The organism is Clostridium sp. BJN0013 (genome assembly GCF_040939125.1).
GTDB lineage: Bacteria > Bacillota > Clostridia > Clostridiales > Clostridiaceae > Clostridium_B.
This window is the reverse complement of record NZ_CP162495.1, coordinates 4003627-4020967: the sequence shown is the minus strand read 5'-3', so window position 1 is coordinate 4020967 and position 17341 is coordinate 4003627. Positions and strand designations below refer to the sequence as shown.

The following is a 17341-nucleotide window of genomic DNA, read 5'->3' as shown; positions in this document are numbered from 1 at the left end:
TCCTCCAATTAATATTTTAAAATTCGGCGGAACCTGGTGTCCTAGGAAATGGAATTACATCTCTTATATTAGACATACCTGTTATATACATAATTATTCTTTCGAAACCTAATCCAAAACCAGAGTGTTTGGTTTCACCATATTTTCTAAGTTCCAGGTACCACCAATAATCTTCTTTATTAAGACCGAATTCTGTTATTCTATTTTCAAGAATAGATAGTCTTTCTTCTCTTTGGCTTCCCCCTACTATTTCTCCTACCCCTGGTACTAAAAGGTCTGCAGCGGCAACTGTTTTTCCGTCTTCATTTTCTCTCATATAAAAGGCTTTTATAGCTTTTGGATAGTCTGTAACAAATATAGGCTTTTTAAATACTTTTTCTGTTAAATATCGCTCATGTTCTGTTTGAAGGTCAATACCCCATTCTACTGGATATTGAAAAGATGCACCGCTTTTTTGTAAAATATCTACAGCTTCAGTGTAAGTTATTCTTCCAAATTCTGAATTAGTTACGTTGTTTAATCTGTCAAAGAGAGATTTATCAATGAATGAATTGAAAAATGCCATTTCTTCAGGAGCTTTTTCAAGTACATAATTTATTATATATTTTACAAGTTCTTCTGCAATATCCATATAATCTTTCAGTTCTGCAAAAGCCATTTCAGGTTCTATCATCCAAAATTCAGCTGCATGTCTTGAAGTATTTGAATCTTCTGCCCTGAAAGTAGGACCAAAGGTATATACGTTTCTAAAAGCAAGAGCCATAGTTTCAGCAGATAGCTGGCCACTTACAGTTAGATTTGTTTCTTTACCAAAGAAATCTTTAGAAAAGTCTGTAGTTTTATCTTCTTTTTTAGGTATATTATTTAAATCCATTGTAGTTATTCTAAACATTTCGCCAGCACCTTCGCAGTCACTGCCTGTGATTATAGGAGTATTTACATATACAAAATCTTTTTCCTGGAAGAATTTATGTACGGCATAGGCTGCGATGGAACGAACTCTAAATACAGCGGAAAAGGTATTACTTCTTGGTCTTAAGTGAGCTATGGTTCTTAAATACTCAAGAGTATGTCTTTTCTTTTGAAGAGGGTAGTCTGAGGATGAAGTTCCTTCTAAAGATATTTTTTTAGCTTTAATTTCGAAAGGTTGTTTTGTATTTGGAGTCAAAATTAAAGTACCCTTCACAGATAATGATGAACTGATAGGTAATCTTATTATTTCTTTAAAATTTTCTATTTTATCATCTAAAACTATCTGAACATTCTTAAAAAATGATCCATCGTTCAATTCTATAAAAGCAAAGGATTTAGAATCTCTTATAGTTCTTATCCAGCCTGAGATGTTGATATCTTTATTTATAAATTTTTCAGTTTCTCTGTAAAGAGATTTTACTAATGCTTTTTCCATGGTATTTTCCTCCGTAAATTTATTATGTTATTAATAAAAGTCTTTCATCCCTAAAGGGACGAAAGACTTAGTTCGCGGTACCACCCAATTTGTCATAAACATGACCAACTCTTAGGATAAAATCTAAATATTTTATCCTTCAATTTTAAGGCATTGAATACCTCTAAGCCTACTTCCGTAAAGGTTTCAGTTAGAAACTTTGAGATGTTCTTTAATATAGGCTTACATTGGACTCCCACCATAACCAATTCGCTTTAGAAAGTTTCTATACCTACTCTTCTCATCATCGTTTTTAGTTCTATACGTTAAAATTTATCATAATTTAAATCTTTACTTTAAAATTATAATATTTATGAAATTTATTGTCAATGATTATAAAAAAATATGTTGGTATCATTTATATTTCTGTTCATGTTCTAAAAGCCATTTTTTTCGCCATAGTCCACCGCCATATCCAGTTAAACTTCCATCTTTACCTATAACTCTATGGCAGGGTATAATTATGCTTATTTTATTATGGTGGTTTGCACCCCCTACGGCTCTAACAGCATTTTTATTATTTATTGAGTTAGCTATATCATAGTAAGAACAGGTACGGCCATATGGGATCTTTAGAAGTTCCTTCCACACTTTTTCTCTAAAGGGAGTGTCAGAGATATGCAATTTAATTGAGAAAGTTTTTCTAGTGCCTTTAAAATATTCCTCCAGCTGAGTTATACAATTTTTTATATACGTACAGCATTCATTATTATTTATGATTTTTGGTTCATAGTCTAAAAATAGTATAGAAGTTATTCCTATATTATCACTATCTATTTTGATAGTTCCAATAGGAGAAGGATAATAGCAGGTGTGTGAAATTTTCATATTAATACCTTCTTTCTATTATAGAAATCTCTATTGAGTATTTCTTACTTCAAATTCATCTATAAAAGTATAGTGATTAGCCTTAGTAACAGAAAATAGCTTTACATATCTGGCATTTACAGGGGTATCCAGTGTAAGGTACAAGGGATATTTAGAACCATATCTATCAGAAAAGGGGATAGAGGGAATTCTTATAAGTCCTACTGGAGTAAAATTTATACCATCTTGTGATATGGAAATAGAAGCTCTATCAGGCAGCTCAGCCCAAGGAATAGGATCTCTTAGATAGCTTACCATAAATTGTTGTACAGGCATTACCTTCCCTAAATCTATATTTATATTTAAGGCATCATTGTACCACCCTATAAAACTTTTGTCTTTTACCGAGTTTATAGAAGAATATTTTCCATCTGTAATTTTGGTAAGTTTGGGGTCATTATAATTTTCATGGGGCATAGGGGAAAGAGTATAGGTACAATTTTTAGAAACTATATTAGGCAGCTTTTTGATAGAATCCACATTAACTGTTACCAAATTAGATGGTTTTGATAGATTACCTGAAAAGTCTAAAGCTCTTACCTTATAGGTATAGGATTTTACATCTTCTTTCAGTATAGGCATATCTACAATAGTATTGGAAAATACTTTAGGATCACCGCCATATTTTCTTTGGACCATAATTCTTGAAATTAAAATATTATTTCTATAAATTTCATATCCACAAATATTATCAGTTTTTTTTGGAGCTGACCAGGTTATTTTAAATTTATTTTTTTCTATGACAGCTACATTAAGATTTTGGGGTATATCTAATTTTTTATTAGGAAGTTTTCCTTTTTTTACATAATAGGAATATGCTTCATTAAATCCACTGGATATGTTGTTTGGACTGTAGTAATGGCTGTATGAAAAACAGAGTATATTATCTACAGTAGGTTGTTCTAGTTTAAGTTGTTTTAAAAATCTATCTAGTGGTACAGTAGAATTATTAACATAGTCAAAGGTTTCTGTATTAGCCCAGAATAACATTCCAGGCTTTTTATTTACCGCCTTTCTAAGGGCAGTATACCAGGAATTGACTTCATCTAGCTTTAATCTGCCACTTCCTATAGAATCTTGGGGACAAAATATATCTCCACTTTTAAAATTAGTTTTTGAGAATAAATATTCCCAGTTTGAAGAATATTCTTTTGCACTCCCTACAGAAGAATTCATAAATGGTGATAGTAAAATTGGCAAGCGTTTCTGGTTTGTATTAAGATAATTTATATGAATGTTAAGGGCATTGGCTAGAGTGTCAAAATCACTAGATTTATTGAACTTAGCATTGTCCACTTCATAGGGAAAATACCATCCATAAAATGCATCGGGATATTTAGAATGATAATTTTCATATAGTTCATCGGCTATAAGATTAGCTCTTTCCATTTGAGAATTTAGCCATAAGGAATCATTTCCTGATATTTGCCACCACTGACTATTAAAATTTGTCTCTATAAAGACTTTAATATTTAGTTTTTCAGCATTCTTTAGACATAAGTCTACAGGATCTACATTGCCATATAGTTTTTGAAAGTTTTCATTTTTACTTTTATAACATGTTTTAGTAATATCCCCTTCTGTTTGTGAAACATTTGTTATTACCAGATATTCCATTTTATTTTCCTTAAGATAGGTCAATTCTTTTTCCCACTTATCTGAATTCCAATTTTGGGTTAAATCCAATTGTATAAAAGAACCAGCTACTATGGGGTAATTTTTATTATTTCTTAAGGGGCTATTAAAGTACATTAATGTAAAAAGTAAAGTTATTAAAATTAAACTTATTGATATGAATTTTTTATTCCACATATATTATAAGTATTCCTTTCTCCTTTTTAAATAATTTGGATTAATTTTTTTCTATTTTTACTTTACTGCCTCCCATTCCGGATTCAGTGGCAGTTACTATAAGTTTTACAGGCATTCTTTCCTTTATAATTTCCAGATGACTTATGACTCCTATGGACAATTTATCATTATGGATTTTTTCCAGTGAATCCATAACTATTTCCAGTAAATTATCATCTAGGGTTCCAAAGCCCTCATCCAGAAAAAACAATTCCAAAGGTGACCTGCCTTTTAACTGTATTTGAGATGACAATGCTAGTGCTAGTGCCAAAGATGTGACAAAAGTTTCGCCTCCTGATAATGTAGAAGCATCTCTTTCCTTACCTCCATTTTTATAATCCCTAATAAAAAATTTACCATCCTCATCTACTTCCAGTCCATAATTGCCGCAGGTAATTTCCCTTAATTTCTTATCTGCCTCTAAAGATATATATTTTAACTGATTTGCTGCTATAAACTCCACAAACTTTTTACCTTTAAACAATTTCTCTAAATCACCTAGGAGTCCTAATTTATGTTCCATTTTTTTCTTTTCACTTAAGAGTTTTTTTAGTTCTGATAATTTTGTATTTATAGAAGCTACTTCTTTATTTAATGTTATTTTATTTTCATATAATTTATTTAGCTCATAACTTTTTTCATTTTTATCATTTTGTGTTTTATCCCACTGCTCTTTTGTTAAAGTTCTGCCCTCCATATTTTTATAAATATTTTCTATGGCACCTTTTATTTTTGCAATAGAATTCTTATACTCCTGTATTTCTTTATTGAATTTCTCCATTTCTAATTTATTCATGAAAAATTTTTCAACTTTATAAATATCCTCAAATCCTTGTTCTTCCAGTACATTTTTAAGATTTTTTTCTTCTATTATATTTCTTTCATTTAAATTGACTAGCTTACTCTGATCTAATATTATCTTATTATTGAGGTCATCATATTCTGTTCCTATTTCTCTGGCAGCTTTTTCAGTTTTTATATATTCACTTTTAATTTTTTCTATAAGCGTATATACTTTTTTACTGAAGTAGGTAAGATCACCTATTTCACCTACTTTATTTTTTATGTTTTGTTCTTTTTCGATTATGCTTTTATCCATTTCCTGGGCTCTTGTTTGTTTTTCACTCAGTTTTTCTTTTAGAACTGTGATATAACTCCTAATTTTATCTCTTTCACTTTGCTTTATTTCTAAGGTTTTCCTCATTTCTTTTATTTCACTTTCCAATTTGGATATACGTTTTTGTCTTTCCATTATTTCATTTGCTTTGTTTTTAAAATCTTCTGCAGATAGCTCAGTCTTTAATGAAGATAATTGGCCCTCTAGTAATTTTATTTTCTCTTCTTCCAATTCTAAATCTTGCTGTAATTTTATAAGCTGAGTCTTTTCCTGGATTTGTATTGTAGCTTCTCTATTATGATTAATATCAAGAGAATTCTTTTTATCTTTCAGCTTTTTTATTTCTTCTTCCAGAAGGTTTTTTTCTTCGTTAAATTTATATAAATCCTGTTTTAATTTATAGAATTTATCTTCAAGAACTTTTGTGGGAGTTGATTTAAAATCTTCCCCCAATTCTTTAATTTTGCGTTCATTTTCCTCTGTGTTTTTTCTTTCTGATACAATATTAGTCTGAATTTCTATTGCTTTTTTAGTCAATTCTTCCATTTTACTTTTCTGTTCAATAAAATGGAATTTTAATTTTTCAAGATTTTCCTTGTCGATTTCACGGATTTCTTTTTTCTGACGGTATACAGAACCACATACAGGACATAAATCACCTTCCTGTAGATTATGTATCAGCATAATTGCCATATTTTCTTTTTCAAATTGATAAATTTTTTTCTCTAGTTCTTCTGTATTATATTTCATCTTAGATTTAATGGAAGTTATATGTTTTAAGTCTTTCTCCAAATTTTCTAACATATCTTTATTTTTATCCAACAAATTTATATACTCATCATATTTATCCCATTTTGTTTTCAAATAAGACAGGTTCTGCTGAAAAGATAACAGTGTATTTTCATCTCCAGGGCATGTTTTAATCAATGTATTTAAACGTGTCTCATAGTGCCTTAATGTGTTTTCCTTTTCATTGATATCTTTCAGTAATATCTCGTCTTTGTAAGCTGCTGTTTTTATATTCTTTTGGCAATTTTTTATATTTTCTACTAATTCGTCTCTGTGTATCATTCTATTTTCATAATTAGCTAGAATAATTATACCTTCATTTATTTTTCTCTTATATTCTTCAGAAATTTTTAAAGTTTCCATTAAGTTTTCTTTACTTTTTATTTTATTTAATAAATTGTCTGTATAATTCTCATTTATTATCATGTGGTTAACATTGTTGTTCAATTTCTCCTTTAAAGATTTAATGTGGTTCTCTAGAGAGTTTTTTTCCTGTTTGAGCTTTTCAAGTAGTCTCTGCTCATCCATGGCATCTTTAATTTTTTGTTCTTTTACTTTTAACTCGGGTAATTCTTTGTCTTTTCTATCCCTAGCTTTATTTAACAACATTTCTACCTCATTTTTATTTTTTCTTATAAGACTTATTCTAATATTTAAATTTGATAGTTCATCTTTAATACTTTTTATTTGTTCAGATATACTTTGAAAGTTATCTATATAAGGTTTTACCTTTAAAGCTCCTTCTGCCAATTTAACTCTTTTCTCACAGTCTTTTATTTCATTTTCTCTTTTTTTTAATATTTCTAGTTCACGGTACTTTTCTTCTAATTCCAATTGAAGCTTCCACAATTCTTTTTCATAATTATATTTCTTTTCTAAATCATCATATTCCTTTTTAGTTTTTTTATAATTATTCTCCAATTCTTTCATTAGTAGTATTTTAGTTTCCAGAATCTCTTCATTGATGCCTTCATAACCCTTGAGCTGTCCATTGAGTTCATCGAACTTTCTTTTTTCCTCTTTATTTTTTAAATTCAATTTAAATGAGAGGTCATCTCCATATTTTTGTAGACCAAATAATCTTTCAAGCATATTTCTTCTATCTTTACCTTCTAGTTTCAAAAATTCACTGAATTTGCCCTGAGGAAGCACTACAGTTCTTGTGAAATCCTCCAGTTTCAGTCCCAGTATTTCCTGGCATTTTTCAGTTACATTTTTGGCTCCTTCTTCTAGAATTCTTTCCGTATTTCCCTCAATACTTATTATTCTAGCCCCTTTACTTCTTACGTTGCCACTCTTCTGGTCTCTTCTGAATTCCCTTTCTACTCTATAAGTTTTTACTTCTTTTTCAGATATCTGAAATTGATAGCTTACATGTGAATCATTGCAATTTACATTTATAAAATTTGAACTTTTCCTGGCTACTTCGCCATATAGAGATAGGGTAATTCCATCAAGTACAGTGGATTTTCCGCTGCCTGTAGGTCCGAATATACCAAATATGCCTCTTTCCGTCAACTTTTCAAAATCAATTTCCTGAGTATTCTCAAAGCTATTCAATCCTTTTATTTTAAGGCTAATAGGTTTCATCCTCTTTTTCCTCCTTAATAATAGATAATAATAAATCTATTACCTCTGATTGAGGTTCCACTTTTCTTTCTTTAAAGTAGAATTCTCTAAAAATTTCTTCAAAGGATTTATGGGAAAAATCATGTATATCTATATTTTCAGAAGAACTGTTTTTCATTTTTGGTACAATTTCAAGTATGTCTTTTTTTGTGGTTTTCATGACTTTTATTTCATCTTCCCTTATAAACCTGTCCGTAACCACCTCTAAATAGACCCAGCAATTTTTATTCTTGTTCTTATAACATGTTTCTATAGCATCTTCAATGCTGCTGCATTTCCAGACTTCTATGGGTTTATACACCTTGAATTCAACTTCCTGGACATTGCAGTCTTCTCCTGCTTTTATATCTACAATAAAACATTTTTTCTTGAAATTAATTTCTTTTTTATTGTATTGAATGGGTGAACCAGAATATCTGGCTTTTCCACTAGTTCCTGGTACTATTTGAGTTTTATGGATGTGCCCTAGGGCAATGTACTGTGCACTTTCAGGAAAACAATCGCTATCTACAATAAAACTTCCACCCAGCTGAACATTTCTCTCGGATCCCGCCTGGTCACTTCCTAGGGTGAACAAGTGAGAAACAAGAATATTTATGGTATCTTTCCTATAATTTTTACTTAAATTATGAAATAATTTTTTAATTCTATCATTATATGATTTTATTTGGTTTTTTTCCTCTTCCATGCCATTATATAAGACTTCATTTAATCTCTTTTCGCTGGGGTAGGGTACTGTTATAATCACAGCCCTTTCTCCCTTGATTTCAATTTCAATAAAGCCCTCACCAGAATTCACCACTTTATTGTTTCCATAATTACCTCGGGCTACTATGGATTTTGGAGTCCCTATCATTATGATACCATGATCTCTAGCTAGAGGTTCTGCTGCTACCAATCTATCAGGATTGTCATGATTTCCTGCGATAATCAGGGTTATCCTCTCTCCATTTGAGGACAAATTCTTTAATGTGTGGTAAAACATTTTTTCTGCTTTTGCAGGTGGATTTGAATTATCATAAATATCTCCTGCAATAATTATTAGATCTACATGATTTTTCTGGACTATATTTATAAAATCTTTGAGAAATGTCTCCTGTTCTTCCATACGGCTGTGACCTTCCAAACTTTTGCCAAGGTGCCAGTCGGAAGTATGTAAAATTCTCATTAGATTCTCCTCTCAAATTTAATAATAAGGTTATAGTATACGCCACTAACATTTAAATATTAGTGGCGTTTTTATGTAATTTATAAAAGCTTTAATAGCATCATTTGTTTCCACAGCAATGTTTATATTTTTTGCCACTTCCACAGGGACAAGGATCATTTCTACCTATTTTATTTTTATTTACTATTGTTTTAGAATTAAGCCATTTTTTACGGATTTCTTTTCTTTTCTCATTGGAGAATATGGAATTCCATTGAGGAAGCTTATATAAATAATCTGCTTTTGAATCCAGCATATTATAATACAATTTTTCAAGGTTAATATTTATATTGATTTTAGAGTTTTCTTCCAAATCATTTAACTCAAGAGGAGTATCTAAGCTAGTGTTTACACCATCTAGAAACCCCATAAAATATATTGTTGAAGTTTCAAAATTTTTTGCTAGTTCTTCTATGGTTCCTTCTATAATATTTTCATTTTCACATAATATTTTTGTATAAATATTTTTTTCAATTGCTCCATATTGTTTCCAGAATGCATCTTCTCCGTTAGTTTTTACAAAGTCTACAACCATATCTGTCCAATTTTTATACAAACCCATAGTTTTATTCTGCTACGGTACTTTTGTAGCAGTACCTCCCTTCAAAAATTTTTACTTTAAGGTTTTAATTTTAAAATGTATTTAGCTTCCTTATTACAATAAGTACATTTGTGGTTTTCAGTACTTATTAAATAGGGAAAGGTTTCATTATCCAATATAAAATCATCAAAAGATATATCTATATGTTCACTGCAGCAGTATTTATTTTTTTCTGGCATTTTCAATATCGTCCTTTCCAATAGGTTTCGAGAGGTCAAAATTATTGCTCCAAATATCTGAATCCTTATTATCTATAAAAATCTTAACTTTTTTTATAGTTGAAATTTGGGTAAGTGAAAAAACTATGCTTTTCAAACAAGTTTCTTCTTCAATTGAGGTCATTTCAATATTAGCTTCTTCACTTAAATTTAAATAAGCAATATTATCTTTTATTGACATACTTATAATTCTAGCATTTTTAGGAAGTATAGGAATTAGATTACTTTTAACAGAAGGACCTTTTATTAATTCATTTATTATGGTTTCTGCGAATAATTCATCTTTTTTTATTATACGGCTTTCCTTGGATATCTCAACCGTATTTGGATCCTTAGAAGAATTAAAATAAATATTTAAATCAAGAAGATTATCTGTTTCTTTTGAAAGAGCTATAGTCTTTTCTTTTTCATTATTGTTTATACTTAAATTATCTTTTTTGTCACAAGCAGCTAATATTAAAATAGAAAATGTAATTATAAAGCATAGAAATATAATAAAAATCTTTTTCATATGTCTCACCTTTTTCTATTCAAATTTATATAATTACTAGGTTTATCACGTCTTGCCATAGATATAGTTACATCCGTATTTAATTTTACACCAGCATCAATTAAAGTATTTATTACAGTTTGGTATGCTAATTCAGGATAATTATTTGTTTTGCTTAGATGTCCCAAAACAATTTTTTTAAATTTATTATTTATAATATTTAATATAGCTTTTCCACAATCATCATTGGACAAATGTCCTATTTTACTTAGAATTCGTCTTTTTAGATCATAGGGGTATGGCCCGAATTTTAGCATTTCAACATCGTGATTACTTTCTAAAAGTATTACATCAGAGTCTTTTAAAATATATTTGATTTCCTTTGAAATAAATCCTAAGTCTGTTGCTATACAAGCTCTTTTATTTTTACAATCAATGGCATAGCCATAAGGGTCTACAGCATCATGAGATGTGCTGAAACTTGTTATATCCATATCTTTTATGCTTATGTGATTGTTGTAGATTATTTTTATGTTATGTTCTTTTATTTTCCCAATACACTTTGACATACATTGCCAGGTAAGGGCATTCGCATAAATGGGTATATTATATTTTCTGGATAAAACTCCTACTCCTTTAATATGATCGGTGTGTTCATGAGTAATAAGTATGGCATCTATTTCATTAGGATTGAATCCTATTTTTAAGAGGGCGGTTTCTACACTTTTACCTGAGAGACCTGCGTCTACTAAAATTTTAGTATTGTCTGAAGCCAAAAAGGTGCTATTTCCACTACTTCCGCTGTACAAAGGACAAAAAATCATAATAATATCTCCTAAATTTTAATTATTCCATATAAGATACTCTTTTTATATCAGCACCTAAAGCTGTAAATTTATCCTCTATATTAGGATATCCCCTATCAATATGATCAATACTTAAAACTTCAGTGGTGCCATCTGCAATAAGACCTGCTATAACCATTGCTGCACCGGCTCTTAAGTCTGTAGCTTTTACTATAGCCCCACTGAGTTTATCTACACCGTCTATAATAGCAATTCTTCCTTCTACCTTAATGTTTGCACCCATTTTTTTTAATTCATCTATATGTTTAAATCTACTTTCCCATATACTTTCGTTTATGATACTTCTTCCTTCTGCAATTGTTAGAAGAGCACTTAAAGGCTGTTGTACATCAGTAGGGAAACCTGGATAGGGCTGGGTTTTTATATTTACACCTTTTAATCTACCCTTTGATCTCACAGTTATAGAGTCACCATTTTCTATTATTTCAACGCCCATTTCTATTAGTTTTGCAGATATGGATTCTAAATGTTTGGGTATAACATTTTCTATTATTACTTCTCCACCACAAGCGGCAGCTGCAATCATATATGTACCTGCTTCTATCTGATCTGGTATAACACTGTAGGAACAACCTTTTAATTTTTTTACTCCTACTACACGTATTATTTCAGTACCTGCACCTTTAATATTTGCTCCCATACTATTTAAGAAGTTTGCTACATCTACTACATGAGGTTCTTTTGCTACATTTTCTAGGGTGGTTACTCCTTCTGCCAGGGTAGCAGCTAACATCACATTTATGGTGGCACCTACACTTACTACATCAAAAAATATACTTGTGCCAATCAATTTTTCAGCACTTACCGACACACAACCATGCTTGATTTCTACTTTGGCACCTAAAGCTTCAAAACCTTTTATATGTTGATCTATAGGCCGTACCCCTATAGGGCATCCTCCTGGAAGTTCAACTCTTGCCTTTTTAAATCTACCTAGTAGTGCACCTATAAGGTAGTAAGAAGCTCGCATTTTTCTTACATCATCAGTATCTGCATCTATTTTATTTATAGTAGTGCTGTCTATGACTACTAAGTTTTTGCCTGTTTTTACTTTACAACCTAAGCTTTTCAAGATTTTTTCTATGCAGTGTACATCTTCTATATCAGGTATATTATCAATGGAACATGTACCTTCACTAGCTAGTATTGATGCTGGCAATATTGCAACGGCAGCATTTTTAGCACCGTTAATCTCTATAGAACCGGAAAGAGGATTTCCGCCATTAATTACTAATTTATTCATTTATGTATCCATCCTTATCATAAATTTAATTTATATAAAATCTTAAAAAATATTAAATTTAATTCATATTACACAAAGTTTATTATAACATAATTCTATATTATTTTAACAATAAATTTAAAAATATGAAGGGTGTGTTAAAATTATTTATTTGTAAATTTAAAACCCGGCTTTAAAAAGTAAAACCGGGTTTTTTAGTGCAATTTGTGTTTTTTAGGAGATGCTGTAGAAGTAGTTATTCCTTTTTAAAACTTCCACAGTCAGTACATTGTATATCTTTGGCCATTGTTTCGTGTTTAGTGACTTCTATTTTGTCGAGTGTACAGTAATTAGTGTTTTTCGCATGAAATCTACATTCGTTAACTATACATCCTATACTAGAATTTTTACCATTGTTCATAATTTTACCTGCTTATAGAAATATTGTATTCTTAGTAAGCAGGATTTGCCACCTCTTTCTCTATATAAATTTTTAAACATTAATAGTATTGTCTTTTTATATAGTTTATATTCTATGAATTAATGTAAATATTTAATGTTATATATAGTAATTTTATGTTATAATATTACCTAAACGGAGTGCATATTTGTAAATTTATCCGAAGGACTGAGGAAATAATGAAGTATTATTTGGTAGCTTTATTTGATAGAGATTCGTATTTTTATATTCAACGTATACAGAAAAACGTATGTAGAAAATATAAATTATATAAAAATATACCCATGTTACATATAAATCTTGAGGTTATAGAAAATCCTGATTTGGAAAAACTTATTAAAGTTGTTTCGGATATATTAAAGCCTTACAAAAAATTTAAAGTACAGATAAATGATGCTAGTATTGATTCGCTTTATAAATCTATTAATTTAAAAATTGCGAATAAAGGATATATTATAAGATTGGCTAGACAAATAAATGAAATTTTAAGATTACATAGGTTTAATGTAAAAGAGAATTTAAATAATATAGATTTAAAAGTTTTATTGGCAAACACTAATTATCAAATGAGAGAATTGAATTTTAAGGAATATAATAGTACATTTTATGAAAACATTAAGATAGATGATGCTCATAGGATGGTTAGAATAGATAGGATGGAACTTTGGAAAGCTGTAAATAGCAAAAAAGAAGTAGTAGTAAAGAATTTCCCGCTGAGAGATTTTTAAGTTATATTTAAAAACGAGCCTATAAAAAATTTTGTGTAAAGTGAATAAAAAGCACTCTTTCAAGGCAATAATTTTAGATGATAAATTTACAATTATTAACATGAAGGAGTGATTTTTTATGTCGAATATTTCTAAAGAAATTTTAAGGAATTATGTGAATGAACAAAAATTTAAAAGTCCTGATGAAGTCCTGGCTGCCATGAAGGAAATGTTTAAAGATGTTCTTCAAGAAGCATTGGAAGCAGAAATGGATACCCAGCTTGGATATGACAAATATGATGTAACTGAAAAACAAACAACTAATAGTAGGAATGGGTATTCCAAGAAAACTATAAAATCCGAGTTGGGTGCCGTTGAGCTTAATATCCCCCGGGATAGAAACGGTAAATATGAGCCTAAAATTATTCCAAAGTATAAAAGAAATGCGACTGGCATTGAAGATAAAGTCATGGCTCTATATGCAGCAGGAATGACTACAAGAGATATATCAGAACAGGTGAAAAATCTTTATGACGTAGATCTTTCTCCAGAAATGGTATCAAATATAACAAATAGAATTCTTCCAGTGGTTGCAGAATGGCAAAACAGACCACTTGAAAAAACTTATTCTTTTGTATTTATGGATGCAATTCACTATAAAGTGCGGGAAGATAAGCAAATTATAGTTAAGGCTGCCTATGTGGTACTTGGTGTAAATATGGATGGACAAAAAGAAGTCCTTGGTATATGGATAGGTGCAAATGAAAGCAGTAAATTTTGGCTTTCAGTACTCAATGACCTTAAAAATAGGGGAGTTTGCAATGTACTTGTATTTTGTGTGGATGGACTTAATGGATTTAAGGAGGCAATAGGAGCTGTATATCCTTTTGCCAAAATCCAGAGATGTATAATCCATCAGCTGAGAAGCAGTATGAAATATATACCCTATAAGGATAAAAAGGCATTTGCAAAAGACTTAAAAGCTGTCTATGGTGCAGTAAATGAGGATGCCGCACTTGAGAATCTCATGGATGCAAAAGAAAAATGGGAAGGTAAATATCCAAATGCCATAAAAAGCTGGGAAGACAACTGGGATAACCTTGTAACTTTTTTCATGTTTCCTGATTATATCCGTAAAATCATGTATACTACAAATGCCATAGAGAGCCTTAACAGTCAGTTCAGGAAAGTAACCAAAGCTAAGCTTATATTTCCAAATGACGATAGTCTCATGAAAATGCTGTACCTTGCCACGCAGAGAATAAGCAAGAAATGGACTCGTTCCTATGAAAATTGGGATATGGTTGTAAACCAGCTTAACATACTATTCAGCGAAGTATTGAACAAAGGAGCTTAATCTACCAGGGACTCTGTCCCCGGACCCCTGAGGTTTATCGCATATGTTCTTCCAGGAACGGATAGTTTTAATCCTATCCGTTCCTGTATAGAACACCAATAGTCGCTCAGGTTGCTCCTCAGCATTGCCCTATATTGTTATTGGCATGTATATTATTGACCAAAAGTGGATATAATATACAATATAATACTGATTAATAATTCGCAGTTATCCATATTAATTTGCATTAACTTACAAATCACAACATTTCAAAATTATTTGTCTAAAGAAAGAGAATACACATAATTATTTTCACGGCCTTAAAACAGAGTAAGTTTAAAGCTTACTCTGTTTTCTATATTAGATATCAAGTAAATTTTTTTTGTATATAGAGTATAATTCTCTTAATTCTGACATTTTTTGTTCTACTTCTATTTGAAGTTTAGATACTTCCTCATAATTTTCCTCCTCTGATGCAATTCTTATCTTAGAGAATAAACTTTTATTAGAGTAAGAGTCTTTCATTAAGTAGCATTTCAAAGTATCTATTTTCATCCAGGTAGCCACGTCTAAATCTAGAGCTTTATCCACAGAGTGGAGAAGTTTGTAATTCCTTATTTCGTTAATATATTCATTTAAAATTCTATGATTTAGTTCTACTAACCATCTTTTTATAGCACCTAATTTAAAGCTATTTATTAATTTGTCATTTAATACATTGCCTTTAGTTAACACAGCTTTCTTTTCTGGATATTTATCGATGGCAATTAAATTTTCGTATACAGTTGCAGGAGCTTTACCAAAGAACTTAGTTCTTTCTTCATCAGTAAAATCTTCAAATACATCTTCCTCACTTCTATAAGCTCTTCCTTTTTCTAGATACGATGCATCTTCTTCAGGTTTTTTGGATAACTCAGCTAAAAGCTCATCTTCTGTTTTAGCGTTGGTTACTGCATAGGTTATTCCATCTAACATAGCCATATATAATCCTGTTACAGCAAGATAAGTATTAGTACGAGGATTTGGTGCTCTAAGTTCAAATCTTGTACCTAAAGGATTTTCTAAATCTCTTACGACTCCTATGAGTACAGTTCTGTTTCTTGAAGGTATCTCGACAGAATGTCCTATAGAAGTTACTATACAAACAGGTGCTTCAAATCCAGGTTTTAATCTTCTTAAGGCATCGGTTGTAGAAGAAACAAAAGGATTTATAACCTCATAGTTTTTAAGTATTCCCATTACTGAAGCGTAACCAAAAATACTTAAAAAGTGATTTTTAGTAGAAGAAAATAAATTTATCATTTTACCACTTTTCAGTTTCAATGCCATGCCTATGTGAGTATGTTCTCCACTTCCAGCTACTCCATCTATAGGTTTAGCTAGGAAAGTAACCTCTAATCCATTATTTCTGAAAGTTTCTTTAACTATACTTTTTACCAGCAATTCATTGTCCACAGATTGTACTGCAGTAGAATATTTCCAATCTATTTCAAGTTGCTCCATTATATGATTAAATCTTCCCTTATCATCAATATTAGATTTTATTCCTCCTACTTCTTTATGCCCCATTTCAGGTTCCAATCCGTATAATTCCATGACTGAAAGTGTTTGTTCTAAAGCAGTCCTTACTGCACCCTTAGTTCTAGTCCAATATTGTTCTTGTAGTGTTTGAGATGTAGATAATTCTTCAATTTCAGCAGAGTTATTAGGAGTATTTACCCAGAATTCTAACTCTGTTGCACATGTAGCAACTACATCATCTATATCTTCATATTTTACTCCAAAAGAAGACAGGGAATTTGGATATTCTTTGAATAGATTTAGAAGGTTTGTTTCAAAGTGTTGTATGCAATTTTTTAGTACATATCTAGAATCCACAGCCTTGTGTTCATGATAGAAAAAGCATGGGATTCTAAGTGTTCCTACGGGTTTATTTGTTTCAGGATCGATATTATTAGTATTATAGTCTACATACCAATTTACATCACAATCACATACCATGTCAACTTTCGCATTGTTTAGTGTAGCTATACCTGGAAGAACTACAGATGAACCATCAGTCTGAATTGAGCCTTTTAAAAATCCAGATATATCTTTTAGGAAAATTTTAATGGGGATTTTTTCATCAGTATCATTTCCTGAAAGGTCTATACCTACAAGGGATACAAATTTTATCTCAGGGTGGGAAGTTAGTGTTTCTTTTAAGCTATCTTCAGATTGCATGGTCTTAGGTATTACATAGATTAAATCTTTTAACATAGTTTTTTCCTCCTATAAATGATTAGAAGAGTATGAATTTTTAATACTCTGTCAGTGTATAGTCAATTTAATTTATATTTTAATCGATAAAATATAAATTATTTATTAATTATTTAAATTTTATATATTTATGATTTTATAATTAATATTCATAGATGTCAATAGATTTTGAATAAATTTATAGGTCAAGTTGCAATAGTAAAAAAATATAAAATATAATTTTAAGGAATAAGGTTTAAAAATTAAATATATTTATCCATACTTTTTAAAATTTG

At 30.2% G+C, this 17341-nt stretch carries 14 protein-coding genes and 1 other annotated feature; of the genes, 2 read left to right on the top strand and 12 right to left on the bottom strand.

The window, feature by feature from the left end; all coding sequences use genetic code 11:
- Positions 1-16: 16 nt before the first annotated feature.
- The 11 genes from asnS to AB3K27_RS20755 all read right to left on the bottom strand — a co-directional run bounded on the left by asnS (position 17) and on the right by AB3K27_RS20755 (position 12725).
- Complete coding sequence (asnS, locus tag AB3K27_RS20805; RefSeq protein ID WP_368489180.1) at positions 17-1408, bottom strand: asparagine--tRNA ligase; 1392 nt, start codon at positions 1406-1408, stop codon at positions 17-19.
- 51 nt (positions 1409-1459) lie between these two features.
- Positions 1460-1704, bottom strand: a binding site (T-box leader).
- Between the two features lie 97 nt (positions 1705-1801).
- Positions 1802-2275 carry a methylated-DNA--[protein]-cysteine S-methyltransferase gene (locus AB3K27_RS20800; protein ID WP_368489179.1) on the bottom strand — a complete coding sequence of 158 codons (474 nt, stop codon included), beginning with the start codon at positions 2273-2275 and terminating at the stop codon, positions 1802-1804.
- 30 nt (positions 2276-2305) lie between these two features.
- Positions 2306-4126: a DUF4434 domain-containing protein gene (locus AB3K27_RS20795; RefSeq protein WP_368489178.1), complete on the bottom strand. Its 1821-nt coding sequence runs from the start codon at positions 4124-4126 to the stop codon at positions 2306-2308.
- 40 nt (positions 4127-4166) lie between these two features.
- Positions 4167-7661 carry an AAA family ATPase gene (locus AB3K27_RS20790; RefSeq protein ID WP_368489177.1) on the bottom strand — a complete coding sequence of 1165 codons (3495 nt, stop codon included), beginning with the start codon at positions 7659-7661 and terminating at the stop codon, positions 4167-4169.
- Positions 7648-8868, bottom strand: coding sequence for an exonuclease SbcCD subunit D (locus AB3K27_RS20785; protein ID WP_368489176.1), 1221 nt, complete (start codon positions 8866-8868; stop codon positions 7648-7650). Before AB3K27_RS20785 ends, AB3K27_RS20790 begins: the two co-directional genes overlap by 14 nt.
- 100 nt (positions 8869-8968) lie before the next feature.
- A complete protein-coding gene (locus tag AB3K27_RS20780; RefSeq protein ID WP_368489175.1) occupies positions 8969-9469 on the bottom strand; it encodes an SEC-C metal-binding domain-containing protein in 501 nt (166 codons plus the stop codon).
- 56 nt (positions 9470-9525) lie between these two features.
- Positions 9526-9687, bottom strand: coding sequence for a CxxH/CxxC protein (locus tag AB3K27_RS20775; RefSeq protein ID WP_368489174.1), 162 nt, complete (start codon positions 9685-9687; stop codon positions 9526-9528).
- Positions 9671-10237 (bottom strand): GerMN domain-containing protein, encoded by a 567-nt coding sequence (locus tag AB3K27_RS20770; RefSeq protein ID WP_368489173.1) that lies wholly within the window; start codon positions 10235-10237, stop codon positions 9671-9673. The genes AB3K27_RS20775 and AB3K27_RS20770 overlap by 17 nt, the downstream gene beginning before the upstream one ends.
- A gap of 5 nt (positions 10238-10242) precedes the next feature.
- The gene (locus AB3K27_RS20765; RefSeq protein ID WP_368489172.1) at positions 10243-11040 is read right to left on the bottom strand and encodes an MBL fold metallo-hydrolase; all 798 of its coding nucleotides are present in this window, start codon (positions 11038-11040) and stop codon (positions 10243-10245) included.
- 22 nt (positions 11041-11062) lie between these two features.
- Positions 11063-12325 carry a UDP-N-acetylglucosamine 1-carboxyvinyltransferase gene (locus tag AB3K27_RS20760; RefSeq protein ID WP_368489171.1) on the bottom strand — a complete coding sequence of 421 codons (1263 nt, stop codon included), beginning with the start codon at positions 12323-12325 and terminating at the stop codon, positions 11063-11065.
- A gap of 235 nt (positions 12326-12560) precedes the next feature.
- Positions 12561-12725 carry a DUF1540 domain-containing protein gene (locus AB3K27_RS20755; RefSeq protein WP_368489170.1) on the bottom strand — a complete coding sequence of 55 codons (165 nt, stop codon included), beginning with the start codon at positions 12723-12725 and terminating at the stop codon, positions 12561-12563.
- Positions 12726-12943: 218 nt separating this feature from the next.
- Here AB3K27_RS20755 and AB3K27_RS20750 point away from each other — a divergent pair, with 218 nt between their 5' ends.
- Both AB3K27_RS20750 and AB3K27_RS20745 read left to right on the top strand, forming a co-directional pair.
- Positions 12944-13492, top strand: coding sequence for a 2'-5' RNA ligase family protein (locus AB3K27_RS20750; RefSeq protein WP_368489169.1), 549 nt, complete (start codon positions 12944-12946; stop codon positions 13490-13492).
- Positions 13493-13610: 118 nt separating this feature from the next.
- On the top strand, positions 13611-14828 hold the full coding sequence (locus AB3K27_RS20745; RefSeq protein ID WP_368489168.1) for an IS256 family transposase: 1218 nt from the start codon (positions 13611-13613) through the stop codon (positions 14826-14828).
- 339 nt (positions 14829-15167) lie between these two features.
- Here AB3K27_RS20745 and AB3K27_RS20740 read toward each other — a convergent pair whose 3' ends face one another.
- The gene (locus AB3K27_RS20740; protein ID WP_368489167.1) at positions 15168-17066 is read right to left on the bottom strand and encodes a glutamine synthetase; all 1899 of its coding nucleotides are present in this window, start codon (positions 17064-17066) and stop codon (positions 15168-15170) included.
- Positions 17067-17341 lie beyond the last annotated feature (275 nt).

Excerpts from the sequence above, each read along its gene's own strand:
- asnS (WP_368489180.1), bottom strand. The coding sequence starts at position 1,408 with ATGGAAAAAGCATTAGTAAAATCTCTTTACAGAGAAACTGAAAAATTT.
- AB3K27_RS20800 (WP_368489179.1), bottom strand. The coding sequence starts at position 2,275 with ATGAAAATTTCACACACCTGCTATTATCCTTCTCCTATTGGAACTATC.
- AB3K27_RS20795 (WP_368489178.1), bottom strand. The coding sequence starts at position 4,126 with ATGTGGAATAAAAAATTCATATCAATAAGTTTAATTTTAATAACTTTA.
- AB3K27_RS20790 (WP_368489177.1), bottom strand. The coding sequence starts at position 7,661 with ATGAAACCTATTAGCCTTAAAATAAAAGGATTGAATAGCTTTGAGAAT.
- AB3K27_RS20785 (WP_368489176.1), bottom strand. The coding sequence starts at position 8,868 with ATGAGAATTTTACATACTTCCGACTGGCACCTTGGCAAAAGTTTGGAA.
- AB3K27_RS20780 (WP_368489175.1), bottom strand. The coding sequence starts at position 9,469 with ATGGGTTTGTATAAAAATTGGACAGATATGGTTGTAGACTTTGTAAAA.
- AB3K27_RS20775 (WP_368489174.1), bottom strand. The coding sequence starts at position 9,687 with ATGCCAGAAAAAAATAAATACTGCTGCAGTGAACATATAGATATATCT.
- AB3K27_RS20770 (WP_368489173.1), bottom strand. The coding sequence starts at position 10,237 with ATGAAAAAGATTTTTATTATATTTCTATGCTTTATAATTACATTTTCT.
- AB3K27_RS20765 (WP_368489172.1), bottom strand. The coding sequence starts at position 11,040 with ATGATTTTTTGTCCTTTGTACAGCGGAAGTAGTGGAAATAGCACCTTT.
- AB3K27_RS20760 (WP_368489171.1), bottom strand. The coding sequence starts at position 12,325 with ATGAATAAATTAGTAATTAATGGCGGAAATCCTCTTTCCGGTTCTATA.
- AB3K27_RS20755 (WP_368489170.1), bottom strand. The coding sequence starts at position 12,725 with ATGAACAATGGTAAAAATTCTAGTATAGGATGTATAGTTAACGAATGT.
- AB3K27_RS20750 (WP_368489169.1), top strand. The coding sequence starts at position 12,944 with ATGAAGTATTATTTGGTAGCTTTATTTGATAGAGATTCGTATTTTTAT.
- AB3K27_RS20745 (WP_368489168.1), top strand. The coding sequence starts at position 13,611 with ATGTCGAATATTTCTAAAGAAATTTTAAGGAATTATGTGAATGAACAA.
- AB3K27_RS20740 (WP_368489167.1), bottom strand. The coding sequence starts at position 17,066 with ATGTTAAAAGATTTAATCTATGTAATACCTAAGACCATGCAATCTGAA.